We start from the raw sequence: 16,877 nt of genomic DNA, 5'->3' as shown, positions 1-16,877 counted from the left end.
TAAGCCTCTCTAGTAATATTACAGATATTATATAGGTAGTTTCTACATCCTATATTTAATATATAAAATTTACGTAGATATTAATAAATACTATTTTGTATTTATTAGTTTTTTGCGCCTTAAAATAGGTTCCATAATAAATGAATAAAAAAATTATATTTCCCCTGTTATTTTTAACATTACCCGCTATTGCTAATGAACAATCATGGGATGGTACTGTATTAGGGTTTGAACCTGCCCCTAAAGGGCTATTTGGCGACATGCTTGGCATTCGCCCTATTTTATCGGATCATGGTTTTTCATTTCATAGTAATTATTTAAGCCAAGTTGCCTATAATGCAAGTGGCGGTTATGATGATGATAAATACACCGCTTATATTGACCAATTTGCCTTCACCTTTACCCAAGACCTAGAGCGGTGGACAGGCATCCCAGATGCTCGTATTGAAGGGAATATTGTTAACCGCAATCACAATGATGACCTCACCTTAAAACGGGTTCAAGACCCACGAACTCCTAATTATGACCAAACCCAAGAAAGTGCTGGCGGTGGTTCTATTACACGCTTAGGTTGGCTAACTTTCGCCCGAAGTTTTGACGAACGCCGTCTCACTTGGCGTATTGGCATGATGAATAAAGTACAAGAATTCGACCAAATTATTCCATGTGATTTTCAATTGCGCACCCAGTGTGGTGGTAAATCTGCAAATGCTCTTGTCTGGAGTAACTGGAATATTCACACGTGGGGAACCACTGTCAGCTATAAAATCACACCAGAGGTGACTATTAAAACAGGGGTTATGGAACAAAATCCTCAAGCAACTGATAGAAGCCACGCTTGGAGCTGGTCAACTAAAGGCAGTAAAGGCATTGTATTACCTTTAGAGGTCGAAAGCCGCACTTTCGTCAATGGGTTACCGGGGGCCTATAATGTAGGATTATTGTACACCAATGCCAAACAGCAAGATCTCTACAAAGATAAAACCTACCACAGCACATGGTTTATCTATGGTGGTATGAACCAACAATTAACTCGCCACCAAGACGACCCCAATAGAGGTTTAAGTTTATCCTTAAGTGGAAGCTACCACGATGAACGTAGTAATTTTATGAATTATGTGGTTTCAAGTTCCTTGCGTTATCGTGGATTATTCGATGCAAGGCCTGAAGACTGGGTGGGTTTAGGTGTTTCTTATATTGAATTAAGTGATCACTTTGCCAAAGGCCAAAAACAGTATAACCAACAATTTGGCATCACAGATTACCATGACCCTTTCTTTCGCCCTATAACCTCTAATGCGTTTAACGCAGAACTGTATTACCGTTTCAAACCGGTTTCTTGGCTAGAGCTACAACCTGATGTCCAATACTGGCACAATCCAGGGGGGATTAAGCAAACCTCTGATGCATGGGTACTCGGCTTAAAAACCGTCGTCACTTTCTAAACATATCAGGCCTGAAAGCTAAACTTACCGGCTATCAGGCCAATAATTTTCCGCCATCTTTCGCAGCTTTGATTTTTCCCTGTAATACCCTATTCTGTGTTTAATTTCTTAATCTATCGTTCTAGCTAGGCTGATAAATGACTCGCACTCAACGCTTACTGACTTTATTGCAAATACTCAAAGAAAACCGCTACCCCATTACGGCAGAAGCTCTTGCTTCTCAGCTACAAGTCAGTATCCGCTCTATTTACCGAGATATTGAGTCGTTACGCAACCAAGGCGCTGAAATCTTAGGTGAGGCGGGTATTGGTTACCAACTAAAAACCGGCTTATTATTGCCTCCACTCACTTTCGATGAAAATGAACTGGAAGCACTGGTTTTAGGTTTGCGCTGGGTTAAAAGTAATGCCGATAGAGAGCTAAAAAACTCAGCAATACGTGCCATTAGTAAAATAAATGCTGTCGTAGCAGGTAATTCACAGAAAATCTTAAACCAAAACACCTTGTTTGCGCCCACCACACATTTCCATGAAATAAACGATATTATTGCTAAAGACTTGCGCCTAAGCTTACGCGAAGAATGTAAAGCTCAAATTATTTACCTAGATGGCCAGAACCAACAGAGTGAACGAATTATTTGGCCGATTGCAATTGGTTATATGAAAGATTCCCAAGTACTCGCCGCTTGGTGTGAATTACGGGAAAGTTATCGCCATTTTCGTTTAGACCGCATTCAATCCTATCGTGCCCTTGAGCATAAACTCCCCTACCCTAAAAATTATTTGCTTGAACGATGGAGTAAAGAAGTCCTCTGCGTGTCTACTGACAATTTCTGACACAGCTGTACCTTATAGTAAGTGCTCAACTTCTTATAAGGGAATAATCATGAGCGAACTGGTGCTTTTTACTAATTCAATGTCACGCGGTAATACTGTTGACCTACTGTTAAAAATTTTAGATGTTCCTTATAAACGTATTGAATTAGATTATGGTGCAGATATGCACACGGCCGAATATTTGGCAATTAACCCAATGGCAAAAGTCCCAGCATTGGTTGATGGTGAGGCTATCGTCACTGAAACAGCGGCGATTTGTTTATATTTAGCGGACAAATTTATTGAAAAAGGCTTAGCTCCTGCACTTAACGACGCCAAGCGTGCTGATTATTATCGATGGTTCCTATTTACCGCGGGCCCAATAGAAACTGCGTTCACAATTAACGGCCTTAATATTCAGCTCAATGAAGAACAACAAAAATCATCTGGATTTGGTTCTGTTGAACGCACAATGGCGTGCTTAGAAACCGGTTTAAATAACGCTAAACCTTTTATTTGTGGCGAGCAATTCACCGCAGTGGATGTGTATGTAGGGGCATTTGTAATATTCTTCACTAAATACAATATGATGGAAGTCACACCAGCAATGAAAGCTTACATGAAAAGCTTGTCAACTATTCCTGAAATTGCCGAGCTACTCGCGTAATCCCCATGTAAAAAGAGCCAAGTTATTAACTACTTGGCTCTTTTATTCATTAACAGTATAACCAATATTATTCGTATGCTTAACGCATAGTCACAAACTCTTCCGCTGCGGTTGGGTGAATAGCCACAGTGTTATCAAAGTCTTTCTTGGTTGCGCCCATTTTTAACGCTACTGCGAAGCCTTGCAGAATTTCATCCATACCAAAGCCAATGCCGTGAATACCGACAATTTTTTCTTCTTCACCCACACAAATTAACTTCATACGGCAAGGTTGACGATGAGAAGTTACCGCAGTATACATGGCTGTGAAAGACGATTTATAAGTTTTCACATTTTCAGCGCCATATTTTTCAACGGCTTCTGGCTCAGTTAAACCCACAGTGCCAATTGGTGGGTGTGAAAATACTACCGTTGGAATATTACTGTAATCTAAATGTTCATCTGGTTTATTATTAAATAAACGTTCGGATAAACGACGCCCTGCCGCAACAGCCACAGGAGTCAATTCAACAGCACCAGTATTATCACCCACTGCATATACACCAGCGACATTGGTATTTTGGTATTTATCCACTTTGATGTAGCCTTTCTCATCCAGCTCAACACCCGTGGCTTCAATATTCAGGTTATCCGTCATTGGCTCACGACCAATAGCCCAAATCAATGCATCAACTGTATGCTCTTGGCCATTTTCCAATTTTAACGTTAAAGAACCATCGGCATTTTTTACCACTTCTTTTGGAATAGACTCTGTGTGCAGCTTTGGCCCTTCCGTGTTCATAACTTCAACCAGCGTTTCTACAATCAGAGGGTCGAATGAACGCAGTGGCGCATGTTTACGAACAAATAAGTGTGCTTGCGCACCGAGTCCATTTAAAACACCTGCCAATTCAACAGCGATATAACCCGCACCCACCACAGCAACACGCTTTGGTAGCGCTTCCAGCTCGAAGAAACCATCAGAAGTCATACCATACTCTGCACCAGGAATAGCAGGGATCACAGGGCGACCACCGGTAGCAATTAAAATATGATCCGCGGTATAAGTTTCGCCATCCACTTCAACAGTATGTGCATCAACAAAACGAGCAAAACCACTGATCACATCAACTTTATTATTGCCAAGAACGCGGTCATAAGATTGATGAATGCGATCAATATAAGCAGTACGGCTATCAATTAATGTTTTCCAATCAAAACGATTAATTGTCGTATCGAAACCATAGTCAGGACCATAATTACGAATGGCTTCAGAAATTTGTGCCGCATGCCACATAACCTTTTTCGGTACGCAACCTACGTTCACACAAGTTCCACCTAATGCTTTAGCCTCAATTAAGGCACATTTTTGCCCATACATTGCTGCACGGTTCATCGACGCAATACCACCGCTTCCGCCACCAATTGCAATATAGTCGTAATGTTTGCTCATAATTTGGTTATTCCCATTGATTGAATGACTCATTGATTCATTTTCTCGCATCATGCTATTGATTGCCATGGCATGAATAGCGTTTTATGATAGCTAATACCTGTTAATTCAATTGGCTATACCTATCCTATTGTGCGAATTATTCTGGTACAACCCACTCAACTAAAGTATGCCCTATACCTTCAGGCACCAGTGTTTTATGTAACCAAGGCAGCACATTTTTCATTTGCTGTTCCAATTTCCACGGTGGGTTGATGACAATCATACCCGATGCCGTCATGCCGCGTTGGTCGCTGTCAGGTCGCACAGCCAATTCGATTTGTAAAATTCTGCGGATCCCTGTTGCTTCTAATTGATTAAGCATACGTTTTATTTGTTGGCGCAACACGACGGGATACCAAATTGCATAGGTTCCCGTTGCAAAACGTTTGTACCCTTCAACCACACCTTTAACGACCGCTTCATAGTCTGTTTTCATTTCATAAGGTGGGTCCATCAACACAAAACCTCGACGACTTTGTGGTGGTAACTTTGATTTTAATTGTTGATAGCCATCTTCTTTAGAAACTTGTGCTCGATTATCACGTGAAAACTCAGTACGTAATAACGGATAATCGCTCGGATGTAATTCCGTTAATACCAGTTTATCTTGCTCACGCAATAAATATTTGGCTAATAAAGGCGAGCCCGGATAATAACGCAAACGGCCATTATCATTGAGCTTACGTACAATACTCATATAGGGCTGTAATTCCTCAGGTAAATCTGGTTGCTCCCATATCCGCGCAATCCCTTCGAGGTATTCACCTGTTTTTTCTGCATGTTCACTGGTTAGTTGATAACGACCTGCACCTGAATGCGTGTCTAAATACAGAAAAGGTTTTTCTTTCTCTTTTAGAGACTCAATAATCAAACTCTGTACCGTGTGTTTTAACACATCGGCATGGTTGCCTGCGTGAAAGCTGTGACGATAACTTAACATGTAACGTTTATTTCCTGAGGAAATTCAACACTAGCCAAATAAGATGACTACTATTAAATAGGTGCTTTAAAGAGTGCCTTTTTGAACAAAAAATAGGCCGGATTAATTCTTCAGCCTCATTATAGCTAAATTTAGCCACAATTGTCACAGTGAAGGCAGCGCTAAAATTCACATGACCTAAATGAAATAAAACGCTATCCTAAATACAAATTTCAACATAACCAGGGGTAAATCATGAAGAAGCTACTGATAGTAACCACAGCTTCCGCTTTGTTTTTTGTAAGTTCATCAGTCATGGCAGCTAAAACACAAAATGGCTGCGACATTAAAAAACAAAGAATTGAAGCACAGATAAAATACGCGAAACAGCATGGCAACCAATACCGTGTTCGCGGCTTAGAAGAAGCGTTAGATAACGTTAATCGTTATTGCACCCCAGAGTCTTTATATCGTGATAGCCAAAAGAATGTCGACGAAAAACGTGAAAAAGTGCAAGAACGCGAAGCTGAATTAAAAGAAGAAAAGCAACAAGGTAATGACCTCAAAAAGATTAAAAAACGTGAACGCAAATTAGCTGAAGCGCAGGCTGAATTAAAAGAAGCACAAGACGAGATGCAGATATACAAAGGGGCTCTTTAATTTTGATATATTCCCTTTTTCCTGATTAATGAATTGGTTACTTTCACTGCACAATATCATTCCAATGACATTTGTTTATCTAAAAAATAGGCATTGGGATGAAGTTACCCTTTATTTTAGGCTATAGTATTGTGCATATCATTCATAACTAGCCACTGAACAAGGCCAAAGTAAGACAGTTTTCGTTGCAGGAAAAGGGGATTAAATGTCGAATATGCAGGAAGAAGAACAAAAAGATAGCAACAAGCTGAAAGCGACACTGAATAAAAGTATTGATGGCAGTAAAAAAGCGCTCACATTCTCAATGCGTGTTGTTAATTTTATTTGTGCAATTCCATTTATTGCACACCTCATTCGAACCGCACAACGTTTTACTGACCGTATGGGAAACCAGTTTGGTGCCGCAATTACCTATTTCTCATTTCTATCGTTAATTCCTGTTTTAATGTTTTCATTTGCAGCTGCGGGTTTTGTCTTAGCCAGTAACCCTGAACTACTTGAAAAATTAGTCCGAGGAATTTCTGCAAATATTACTGACCCAACCCTAGCTAATACATTAGAAAGAACCATCGATACTGCAATTCGCCAACGTACGACGGTCGGGTTAACCGGTTTAGCCTTAGCGGTATATTCAGGAGTCAACTGGGTAAATAACTTACGCTTAGCTATTTTGGCTCAATCGCGCCCTGTATGGGAGCGAAATGAAGATGAGCACGAAAACATTATTTTCCGCTATATCCGCGATTTTTTTGCTTTGATTGGTTTGCTGATCGCATTGGTTGTCACAATCATGCTCACTTCAGTGGCCGGTTCTGCACAAGCAACCATTGTCAGCACATTAGGGCTTGATGGTATCGAGTGGTTAAAACCTGCGTGGACACTAATAGGGTTAACTATTTCTATCATGGCTAATTTCCTATTATTTTTATGGATTTTTTGGATTTTACCTCGTATGCAACATCGTCGTCGGTCCCTCATCAAAGGGACTTTTCTGGCTGCCATCGGGTTTGAAATTATTAAATCAATCATGACATGGATTTTACCGAACCTAGCGTCATCTCCTTCCGGTGCAGCATTTGGTTCAGTACTAGGTTTAATGGCTTTTTTCTACTTTTTTGCCCGTTTAACCCTATTTTGTGCAGCATGGATAGCTACCGATGAGCAAAAAGACTCATTGCCTACCGAAACAACGCTTTAATCATCCAATTAGGGCAGCGATAATCGCCGCCCTACTATTTACACAATTTATCCATTCATCTCTTCAACCCACGTTTTCACAAGCAAGGCGGCTGGCATTTCGCGTATTTTCACTAGGTTTTTCCCTGCCCAATGAGCAGAAAAGTCATCACTCCCCAACTGACTTGCTGCGGCATTTAACTGTTTTGCAATATCATAAGCAATTGGATAATCAGGTAATTCATTTATTTTATAATCAAGGCCTATTTGCGTAAATTGATTCGCAATCCCCCTTGCTGGCCGCCCTGAGATTACAGTTGTTAAAGTGGTGGTATCCGTTGTCTGGCTTTTCAATTTTTGCCGATAGCTACTATTTGCGGCAGATTCAGGACACAAAATAAACGCCGTTCCCAACTGCGCTGCGGCTGCACCTCCATCTAATGCCCCTTTGATATCATAACCATCCATCATTCCCCCTGCTGCAATAATAGGTAACTGGGTCTGTTTTATAAGTAATGATACCAATGCGTTAGTCGTTAATTGTTCATCTTGCATATTTACATCAAATATACCGCGATGCCCACCAGCCTCAATACCTTGAGCAACAATTGCATCAATCCCGGCCTGTTCTATTAACTGGGCTTCTTGCAAATTAGTCGCGGTGGCTAAGGTATAAATGCCTTGCGACTTTAATTGCTGTACGACCTCGGCTGAAGGGATATTAAAATGAAAGCTGACTGAAGCTGGTTTCATCTCTAACAACATCGCCAACATTTCAGAGTTACCTAAAAAAGTTTGGTAGATTTCATTAAGATGAGTTGGAGGAGTCGTATTAAACTGAGCAAAGTAAGGCGCCAGATATTCTATCCATGCGCGTTCATTAGTTTGGTTGCGTTTTGGTGGTTGATGACAAAATAGATTCACATTGAATGCCTTATCTGTCAGTGCCTGTGTTTGAGCTATCATCTGACGTGCTTGTTCAACTGTGCTTGCCCCTAACCCTAATGAACCTAACCCACCGGACTCAGAAACTGCCGCCACTAATGCAGGTGTAGACACCCCCACCATCGGTGCTTGAATGATAGGATAGCGTAAGCCTAACCGGTGTAAAAATGCATTTTCTTTAGCCATTTTCTTTCCTTTATTGTAATGTCGGGATACACTTTACTTTCTTACATTGAGAATGAATATAGCACCATATTCACATAAAGAGAAAATGAACACTGAAACTCTTAAAATATTCTGTACCGTTGCTGCTGAGCTCAATATCACCCGCGCAGCTGCACGTTTAGGTCGCGTACCATCGAATATCACAACACGAATTCAACAATTGGAGTCAAATCTTGGCGAACTGTTGTTTATTCGGCAAAATAAACGCCTTGAACTTTCAGAGGCTGGTAGACAATTTCTTGATTATGCTCATCGGTTATTAGCCCTTGAGGAAGAAGCTCGCCATGTCATTAGTGGGGGGCGAGAAGGTGGGCAGTTGCGTATTGGAAGCATGGAAAGTACGGCGGCTTGTCGGCTACCCATACCTTTAGCACAATTTCATCAGCAAAACCCAAATACTAAATTGTTATTACGTACTGGGTCTTCACTTTCATTGCTAGAACAAGTCAATAGCGGCAAACTAGATTGTGCGTTTGTCGCACTGCCTTCTGCGCTATATGAACCTAACCAACTCTCACAAATGGGGATCAAGACCGAGGTCATTTGGCAAGAAGAATTGCAATTGTTGCTTCCTGAACATGAACATTCAGCAACCATTGTAAATCAAGTTAAAACCCGTTGTTTAGCGGCTTTTGCACAAGGGTGTAGCTATCGGAATATTGCGGAGCAATGGTTAAATATTCCAGCAAGTTTCGATTGGAATGTACAAGAAATGAACTCTTATCACGCGATGGTGGCTTGTGTTACCGCAGGGAGCTGCGTGGCACTTCTTCCAAAAAAATTAATCGAATCAATGCCTGTTTCATCTTTAAAATTAGGCAGAATTACAGTGACTCACTGTGATACCCTTTTGATTTACCGCGAAAATTACCATGTCCCTGCTTTTAGCGCATTTAAAGCGTGTATTAGTGCATCTAGTCATGATTAATATAGTGCCTTCATTATAATTACCTAACATGGGGTCATGATGACTAGCTTTGTGAAACAACTTGAAGAATTAACCTGTGGGGTTGTTCTCTATTATCACAACCAGACGAAAAGCAGTGTTGCTAGTTTCTGTTCTAGGGGATCAGACCTTGCAGGCTCCCCACTCACTGTCGATACACCACTACGGATAGCGAGTAATACAAAAACCTTTACCGCGGCAGCGATTTTACGACTTGCTGAATTAGGCAAGCTGAGCATCAATGATGCTATCTCTAAACATATCGACCCAAAATATAATTTATTACTAAGTGCCCAATATGACACGAATGCAATTACCGTGCGTCATTTACTCAATCACAGTAGCGGGCTATTAGACCATGCTGATGCCGACTACCTAACTGAAGTTCTCAAACGCCCTAATTATCAGTGGAGCCGTGCAGAGCAATTAGAAATGTACATCCACAAGCAGTTTCCATTTTTTCCACCTGCTAAATCGTACATCTACTCAGATACTGGCTATATTTTGTTGGGGGATATTATTGAGCGAATAACAGGCAAATCACTTGGTCTAGCAGTAAGAGAATTACTCAAATTTGATTCAATTGGACTAGAAACTGCCTATTGGGAACACCTAGAATCTCCCCCAACAATAGCAGCACCTAGATCACGCCAATATTTAGGGAAGTTGGAAGGGACACATATCCACGCCTCTATGGATGCTTATGGCGGTGGTGGTTTAGTGATGTCATCAAAGCAGATGGCAGTGTTTTTAGAGGCGCTTTTCGGGGGGGCTATTTTTTCATCGCCAGCGACCCTAACAACCATGTTAAGTACCGGCCCCCATGATGGAGCAGAAAATTATCGACTCGGCATTATGGCAAGTGTTGTTAACGGCATTACCTTATATTCTCATTTAGGTTTTTGGGGCTCTGTGGCTTATTACTCCCCTCAAACAAAAACAAGTGCCGCAGGGTTTGTCGATAACAGGGGTTCACGAGAAATACTAATAACGGCTATTGAATCGTTACTAAGCCAACAAGTTTGAAAAAGGATAGCCAATGGTGACCAACGGCTACCCTTCATCATTTATTGTGCAACGGCCGGTTTAGCAGGCACGAGTTCTGTTTGCGTGCCAGTTGATGTGGAGGCTTGTGGCCAAAGTGCTTTAATAAATTTTTGGCGAATTTGTTCCGCATCCATTGTTTGTTTATCTTTTGGCTGCGCTAAAACAAAAGCTGCTTCTTGCGATAATAAGCGACGCGCTTCCATGTTAACTTGCTCAAGGCTTTGCGATGCTAAAAAAGACTGCCTTAAACGTTGATACTGTTCGGGAGCAATATCAACGACCCCATTTTGCTGGGAAATCAAACGCTGACTAATCAAAACATCAGTGCTGGTGCGGGCATAGGCAGCAAACAATTGTGATAGCTGCACCTGTTTTTCTTTCATCATGTCATCAAACAGCTCGGCAGGGATACCATTTTGGTTAATTGTAGCTAACTCATTAATGACAATATCAGTCACCGCGGCCATTTTTTCGGGTGCAGCACTGACTGATAGCGTACAAGTGGCTTTCTGGTATTGCACACGACAATCAAGCCCAGAGACCACTTCACCTTGGTTAAATTTTTGATTAAACGTTTTTTGCAAAGAACGATAAACCGCTTCGCGCGCTAAGTCACTTGCCCAATAACGTAATAATATATTTGAGTCTTTAATTGGTATCCAATCGATATCCCAAATCAAAGAAAGGGTATCCTGCGCCAGTTGTTCTTGTAAAATATCAATAGATTGTGGTTTTACCGTGGATAGCACCGCGACAGAAACAGGCTCAGAGCGTCTTCCTTCCAGAGATGAAAAAGTTTGCGATATCGAGTCAGATAACATCCGAGGATCCACATGACCAGCAACGTATAACGTCATCACATCTGGCGTATACCATTTTTGGTAAAAAGCGTTCACGCTTTCGAGATCGACATTGTCATTTGGTTTTTGGCCAGGGTCATAACCCATCATCGCAGAACCTTTTAAACGAGCTCGCCAAACTGGGTCGCTTGCATTTAAAGGCAGTGTTGCAACAGGCACGTTTTCAGCTGTTAAGCCATTATGCAGTGTCGTTTCGGTATATTCGGCTTTCACTACAGAGGTAGCTAGCCAACTCAATGCTTGCTTGATTAAATCAGGCCTGTTGTTAGGTAAACTTAAGCTGTAAGTTGTGTAATCATAAGAAACAACCGCAGGTGGAATTGGCATGTCTGGGTCTGTTGCCTGACGCCAAAACTCTTGTAACGTTGCGGTTGGAAATGTTTCAGTCTGATGATACAACGCCATTTTAGGAATTAAATAACTGTACCCTTTCTCACTCGCTTTTTCTGTTAATGAACCTGTTTTAATTGCTAATCTGAGTTGGATACGGTCATTTGGACGCTGTGGTGTTTGTAATAATTGCCAGCTAAAGCCATTTTCTAGCTTTCCTTGCTGCCATGCTGGATCAGGTTGCAAAGATTCAGCGCTTGCAAATTGAGTCACTGATAATAATACAACACTGATAATATACCGAACTTTCAAGCCCTGCATGTAAACCCCTATGTGTTTTATATCTTTATATTTAACCGCAAATTACGACAGGTAAATTAACGAAAAGCGTGAACTTACCGGGTTAAACAATACCGTTTGGCTTTATCCAATTTTAATTTTCACCACTATAACGATATTAGACCATAAAGCTGAGTTCATGTTCATGGCTTAGTCTGAATTTTGCTGTTTTCTTTGACGGTTGTAACCTTTTGCAAGTAACCCAAGCTCATCATCATGATGATATTCAGAAACAACCAGCTGATTAACTTGATCATTTGTCTGTAACTCGATAGCCATTTTACGCAATGGCCTGACAATCATCCTGCTGACACACCACGTCATTGCAATAGCAATGATAAGCACCAACAATAAGTAAGTCGTTGTCATCAATGCCAGTGTGTTTAAAGCAAACCGATATACACGATTAGGGTCGACTTGTAAGGTTAAATACCCTTGAGGCTTCGCTTGCAATACAGCATTGCCGTATGCATATAAAGGTACCGTCATTTCGACTGGAATGCCGACAAAGTAAGTCGCCCACTCGGGGATTGGCTTCGGTGTTGCAAAACTTAAATTCATCACCGTTGCATTATCAACCGTCACAATCGCATTACCCATAATACCTGATGTCTTTAAGCTAATGAGTAATCTTTTCGCCTCGCTAAGGTCCGAACTTAGCAATGCGTCGGTTAATGGTTTCTGAATTTGTACAACAGCATTACTAAGCTGGTCTAAATAATCTTGCTTACGTTGTTCGATTAAGTAGCTGAATTGGATAGCTAAAAAAAGCGCGAGAGAGAGTAACGTAATTCCAAAGAATACGATCATACTTTTTAACGTTAGTGAGCGTTGGACCTGTGTGTTCATTTGACCACAACCTTCCTAATCAAGCAGCTTTTTAAAGAAAAATAGAAACGTCAATCAGTATACTTGATTTTATCCCCAAAAGAGTAATTTAAAAAGAAAGATTGGATATTTAGGATAAACGATATCCTAAAGAGAATTAAATATAAAATAGAAGAGAAAAACGGCAGAAAGTCAGACTTTCCGCCGTATTAAACATTAACTCACGACAACAGATTGTTTCTCGTCTTCATCAACAGCAAAACACGCTACTAACTGTTGGTCATACTCATTTAATGTCGGCTGGAACTGAGTACATTGGCCAAAAGCTCTACGGCAACGAGCCGCGAAAGCACAGCCTGGAGGTGGGTTCAGTGGGCTCGGCAATTCCCCTGTTAACTTAATACGTTCACGCCTTGAGTCTGGGTTTAACCTTGGTGTTGCAGATAACAAGGCTTGTGTATAAGGATGCAAAGGGTTATTAAAAATCTGCTCTTTCGTGCCTTTTTCAACGCAACGTCCTAAATACATTACCATGACCTCATCAGCAATATGCTCAACCACAGATAAGTCATGGGAAATAAACACATAAGACAAGCCAAGATCCTGTTGTAAATCCATCATCAAGTTTAATACCTGAGCGCGAACAGAGACATCCAGCGCAGAAACAGGCTCATCTGCAACAACAATGTCTGGGTCAAGCATTAAACCTCGTGCTATCGCAATACGTTGTCTTTGCCCTCCCGAGAACATGTGTGGGTATCGGCTATAATGTTCTGTTTTTAAACCTACTTTTGCCATCATTGATAATACTTTTTCTTTGCGCTGTTCTTTCGATAGCGAAGTATTAATCAATAAAGGTTCTTCTAAAATTTGCCCCACCTTTTTACGGGGATTCAATGAGCCGTATGGGTTTTGGAAAACAATTTGAATTTTCTGACGACGCAGCTTCTCCGCTGATTTATCTCTAATCAGCAAATTTTGATCTTGATAATACAATTCGCCATCAGAAGGTTGCTCTATCATCGTTAACAAACGACCAAGTGTGGATTTACCACACCCCGACTCCCCAACTACGGCCAGCGTTTTACCTTTCTCTAATTCAAAAGAAACCCCATCTAACGCTTTAAGGGTTTTCTCCGCAGAAAAAAAACCACTTTTAACAGAATAATACTTTTTCAAATCCACGGCTTTTAGCAATGGGGTATGTTGTTTGTCACTCATAATGTTGGCCTCCCCATATCATCTAACGGCATATGGCATTTGACTTGGCGATCACCAACGGTTTGTAACATTGGCTCCTCTTGACGGCACTTATCCGTTGCGTATGGGCAACGTGGATTTAATAAACAACCGACAGGCCTGTCATATTTACCGGGAACAACACCAGGGAGTGATGCTAAACGTGATTTATTCGTTGCAAACTCAGGTAATGCTCTCAATAGTGCTTGGGTATAAGGGTGACGTGGGTGTTTAAAAATATCACTCGCTTTTGCTGATTCAACCACCTGCCCTGCATACATCACGATGATATGGTGTGCAGCTTCAGCCACAAGTGCAAGGTCATGGGTGATCAACACTAACGCCATGTTTTCTTGCTGTTGTAGCTCCAAAAGTAGCTCAATAATCTGCGCTTGAATTGTGACATCCAAAGCTGTTGTTGGCTCATCAGCAATCAACAGTTTAGGGCGACAAGCAATCGCCATTGCAATCATCACCCGCTGACTCATCCCACCTGATAATTGATGGGGATAGACATCCAAGCGTGATTGAGGATCAGGGATACCTACCATGTCGAGTAAATCGACAGCCCGCTGTTTCCGTGTGCTTTTACTGCCGCCTTGATGCACTTTGAGTGCTTCCATGATTTGATAACCCACGGTAAAACATGGGTTTAGGCTGGTCATCGGGTCTTGGAAAATCATCGCGACATCCGCACCAATAATTTGTCTACGTTCTTTTTCAGGCATAGACAATAAATCGCGTCCATCAAACTCCAACGATTCTGCCATCACTTTCCCGGGGTAATCAATTAACCCCATGATGGCAAGTGAGCTAACCGATTTCCCAGAACCAGATTCACCGACGATACCAACGACTTGCCCTTTATCAACGCTATAACTGATACGATCAACCGCGCGAAATGGCGCTTTTCCATCGCCAAAATGAACCGAGAGTTGTTCTACATTTAACAGTGCCATTAGATTACCTCATCACTGCTTGAGTTTTGGATCGAATGCATCGCGTAAACCATCACCCATCAGGTTAAACGCAAGCACCGTCAGTAAAATCGCCAGTCCTGGGAAAGTCACCACCCACCATGCACTCTGTGCAAACTGCAGCACATCAGACAGCATAGTTCCCCACTCAGGAGTTGGTGGCTGAGCGCCCATACCGAGGAAACCCAAAGCAGCCATATCTAAGATAGCATTCGAAAAACCTAAAGAGGCCTGTACAATCAATGGAGCCAAACAGTTAGGTAAAATATTCACAAACATTTGACGTATTGAGCCTGCACCAGCAACTCGAGAGGCCGTCACATAATCACGGTTCACTTCCACTAAAACGGCGGCACGCGTTAACCTGATATAGTGAGGTAAAGCAACAAAAGTCAGAGCAATAGACGCATTAACAATAGAAGGCCCAAAAATTGCGACTAAAACTAAAGCCAATAGCAAGCTAGGTAATGCCAACATGATATCAACTACACGCATGATTAGCGCATCAACAATACCACCGAAGTAACCTGCAATTACGCCAATGGTCACGCCCATTATCAAGGACAGCACGACAACCAAGCACCCAACTAATAAAGATAAACGAGCGCCATACATCAAGCGAGAAAGTAAATCACGCCCAACATCATCCGTTCCTAGAATAAACTGCCAGCTCCCACCCTCATCCCAAACTGGTGGAGCCAATAAAAAATCACGAAACTGTTCATCAGGGGCATGTGGTGCTAATACACCCGCAAAAATAGCAATTAGTACCATCAGGATGATATAAAACATCCCAACAACGGCCCCTTTATTACGTTTAAAATAATGCCAAAATTCTTGTAGTGGTGTCATCGGCTGTGGGGCGCTGACAACAGTTGGCTCAGTAGATTGAGACATTTAGCGCTCCTTATTTTTTATGACGAATGCGTGGATTTACAATGCCATATAGCAAGTCGACCACTAAGTTAACAAAAATGATCAGCGTTGCCACGAGCAGTACGCCACCTTGTACGACAGGGTAGTCACGACGTTGCAGCCCTTCGATTAACCAACGTCCCAACCCAGGCCATGAGAAAATAGTTTCTGTTAAAATAGCGCCTGCTAACATGACGCCAACTTGTAAACCGATAACCGTTACAACGGGGAGTAAAGCGTTGCGTAGTGCGTGGATTAGGATCACGCGTGCACGGCCAAGGCCTTTCGCTCGCGCTGTTCGAATATAATCTTCGCCTAACACTTCCAACATTGATGAACGCGTCATGCGAACAATAACCGCCAGAGGGATCGTCCCTAATACAATAGAAGGCAATATCAAGTGCTCAACAGCATCAATAAAGTTACCTTCTTCACCCCAAATCCAAGTATCGATTAACATAAAACCGGTCAGTGGGTTTGAATCATCAAGGAAGACCATATCACTCACCCGCCCAGCAACTGGAGTGAGGTCTAATTGCACCGACACTAACATGATGAGCATAATCCCCCACCAAAATATCGGCATTGAATAACCCGTTAAAGAAAGACCAATCGCGGTGTGGTCAAAGATTGACCCACGTTTTACAGCGGCTAAAACCCCAACAGGGATACCAACAGAAACCGCAAAAATCATTGCACAAGTGGCTAATTCAACTGTCGCTAAAAAGCGAGGTAAAAACTCTTCCCAAACACCAATACGGCTTTTTAGAGAAATCCCTAAGTCACCATGAAATATCCCATTAACATAATGCAGATATTGCTTCCAAAGTGGCTGGTCAAGGCCTAACTCAGCCATTAAGTAGGCGTGCCTTTCAGGAGAGATCCCCCTCTCCCCAGCCATGATCATAACTGGGTCACCGGGGATCATGTGAACAAAAGCAAAAGTAAGTAGTGTGATACCGATAAACGTCGGGATCACAAGCCCCAATCGTCGGAGGATAAATTGCAGCATATCCTGAATCTCTTTAATAATGCCGTTGACGGCTCTTAGTCCGTTTGGCTACTCAGAA

General features: G+C 41.8%; 16 protein-coding genes. 7 read left to right on the top strand and 9 right to left on the bottom strand.

The window, feature by feature from the left end:
- The first annotated feature begins 140 nt into the window (after positions 1 to 140).
- From RB151_RS01700 to RB151_RS01690, 3 genes are all read left to right on the top strand, one after another.
- Complete coding sequence (locus tag RB151_RS01700) at positions 141 to 1,445, top strand: carbohydrate porin (protein WP_071547625.1); 1,305 nt, start codon at positions 141 to 143, stop codon at positions 1,443 to 1,445.
- 137 nt (positions 1,446 to 1,582) lie between these two features.
- The gene (locus RB151_RS01695) at positions 1,583 to 2,281 is read left to right on the top strand and encodes a helix-turn-helix transcriptional regulator (protein WP_042847643.1); all 699 of its coding nucleotides are present in this window, start codon (positions 1,583 to 1,585) and stop codon (positions 2,279 to 2,281) included.
- Between the two features lie 49 nt (positions 2,282 to 2,330).
- A complete protein-coding gene (locus tag RB151_RS01690) occupies positions 2,331 to 2,927 on the top strand; it encodes a glutathione S-transferase family protein (RefSeq protein WP_042847644.1) in 597 nt (198 codons plus the stop codon).
- Between the two features lie 79 nt (positions 2,928 to 3,006).
- Here the strand turns inward: RB151_RS01690 and gorA are convergent, their stop codons facing one another.
- On the bottom strand, positions 3,007 to 4,359 hold the full coding sequence (gorA, locus tag RB151_RS01685; protein WP_042847802.1) for a glutathione-disulfide reductase: 1,353 nt from the start codon (positions 4,357 to 4,359) through the stop codon (positions 3,007 to 3,009).
- Between the two features lie 139 nt (positions 4,360 to 4,498).
- On the bottom strand, positions 4,499 to 5,341 hold the full coding sequence (locus RB151_RS01680) for a 23S rRNA (adenine(2030)-N(6))-methyltransferase RlmJ (RefSeq protein WP_048605429.1): 843 nt from the start codon (positions 5,339 to 5,341) through the stop codon (positions 4,499 to 4,501).
- 234 nt (positions 5,342 to 5,575) lie between these two features.
- On the opposite strand from RB151_RS01680, the gene RB151_RS01675 reads away from it, so the two are divergent.
- On the top strand, positions 5,576 to 5,980 hold the full coding sequence (locus RB151_RS01675) for a DUF1090 domain-containing protein (protein WP_042847646.1): 405 nt from the start codon (positions 5,576 to 5,578) through the stop codon (positions 5,978 to 5,980).
- Between the two features lie 205 nt (positions 5,981 to 6,185).
- Positions 6,186 to 7,178 carry an inner membrane protein YhjD gene (yhjD, locus tag RB151_RS01670; protein WP_370661209.1) on the top strand — a complete coding sequence of 331 codons (993 nt, stop codon included), beginning with the start codon at positions 6,186 to 6,188 and terminating at the stop codon, positions 7,176 to 7,178.
- A gap of 47 nt (positions 7,179 to 7,225) precedes the next feature.
- Here yhjD and RB151_RS01665 read toward each other — a convergent pair whose 3' ends face one another.
- Positions 7,226 to 8,287, bottom strand: a complete 1,062-nt coding sequence (locus RB151_RS01665) for an NAD(P)H-dependent flavin oxidoreductase (protein ID WP_048605434.1) — start codon at positions 8,285 to 8,287, stop codon at positions 7,226 to 7,228.
- Between the two features lie 85 nt (positions 8,288 to 8,372).
- On the opposite strand from RB151_RS01665, the gene RB151_RS01660 reads away from it, so the two are divergent.
- Both RB151_RS01660 and RB151_RS01655 read left to right on the top strand, forming a co-directional pair.
- Complete coding sequence (locus RB151_RS01660) at positions 8,373 to 9,254, top strand: LysR substrate-binding domain-containing protein (RefSeq protein WP_071547624.1); 882 nt, start codon at positions 8,373 to 8,375, stop codon at positions 9,252 to 9,254.
- A gap of 36 nt (positions 9,255 to 9,290) precedes the next feature.
- Entirely contained in the window at positions 9,291 to 10,298 is a 1,008-nt protein-coding gene (locus RB151_RS01655) for a serine hydrolase domain-containing protein (protein ID WP_071547623.1), read from the top strand.
- Positions 10,299 to 10,339: 41 nt separating this feature from the next.
- Here the strand turns inward: RB151_RS01655 and RB151_RS01650 are convergent, their stop codons facing one another.
- The 6 genes from RB151_RS01650 to dppB all read right to left on the bottom strand — a co-directional run bounded on the left by RB151_RS01650 (position 10,340) and on the right by dppB (position 16,819).
- The gene (locus tag RB151_RS01650; RefSeq protein ID WP_071547622.1) at positions 10,340 to 11,830 is read right to left on the bottom strand and encodes a M16 family metallopeptidase; all 1,491 of its coding nucleotides are present in this window, start codon (positions 11,828 to 11,830) and stop codon (positions 10,340 to 10,342) included.
- Between the two features lie 168 nt (positions 11,831 to 11,998).
- Positions 11,999 to 12,697 carry a HAMP domain-containing protein gene (locus RB151_RS01645; RefSeq protein ID WP_071547621.1) on the bottom strand — a complete coding sequence of 233 codons (699 nt, stop codon included), beginning with the start codon at positions 12,695 to 12,697 and terminating at the stop codon, positions 11,999 to 12,001.
- Positions 12,698 to 12,892: 195 nt separating this feature from the next.
- Positions 12,893 to 13,897, bottom strand: coding sequence for a dipeptide ABC transporter ATP-binding subunit DppF (gene dppF, locus RB151_RS01640; RefSeq protein WP_042847655.1), 1,005 nt, complete (start codon positions 13,895 to 13,897; stop codon positions 12,893 to 12,895).
- A complete protein-coding gene (dppD, locus tag RB151_RS01635) occupies positions 13,894 to 14,874 on the bottom strand; it encodes a dipeptide ABC transporter ATP-binding protein (RefSeq protein WP_042847656.1) in 981 nt (326 codons plus the stop codon). The genes dppF and dppD overlap by 4 nt, the downstream gene beginning before the upstream one ends.
- A 12-nt stretch (positions 14,875 to 14,886) precedes the next feature.
- Positions 14,887 to 15,789 carry a dipeptide ABC transporter permease DppC gene (gene dppC / locus RB151_RS01630; protein ID WP_042847657.1) on the bottom strand — a complete coding sequence of 301 codons (903 nt, stop codon included), beginning with the start codon at positions 15,787 to 15,789 and terminating at the stop codon, positions 14,887 to 14,889.
- 10 nt (positions 15,790 to 15,799) lie between these two features.
- The gene (gene dppB / locus RB151_RS01625; RefSeq protein WP_048605437.1) at positions 15,800 to 16,819 is read right to left on the bottom strand and encodes a dipeptide ABC transporter permease DppB; all 1,020 of its coding nucleotides are present in this window, start codon (positions 16,817 to 16,819) and stop codon (positions 15,800 to 15,802) included.
- Positions 16,820 to 16,877: the final 58 nt, after the last annotated feature.

This window comes from Providencia rettgeri, assembly GCF_001874625.1.
In the GTDB taxonomy this organism is placed as follows: Bacteria; Pseudomonadota; Gammaproteobacteria; order Enterobacterales; family Enterobacteriaceae; genus Providencia; species Providencia huashanensis.
Note: the sequence above shows the minus strand (reverse complement) of the source record. Positions and strands in the feature narration are given on the sequence as shown.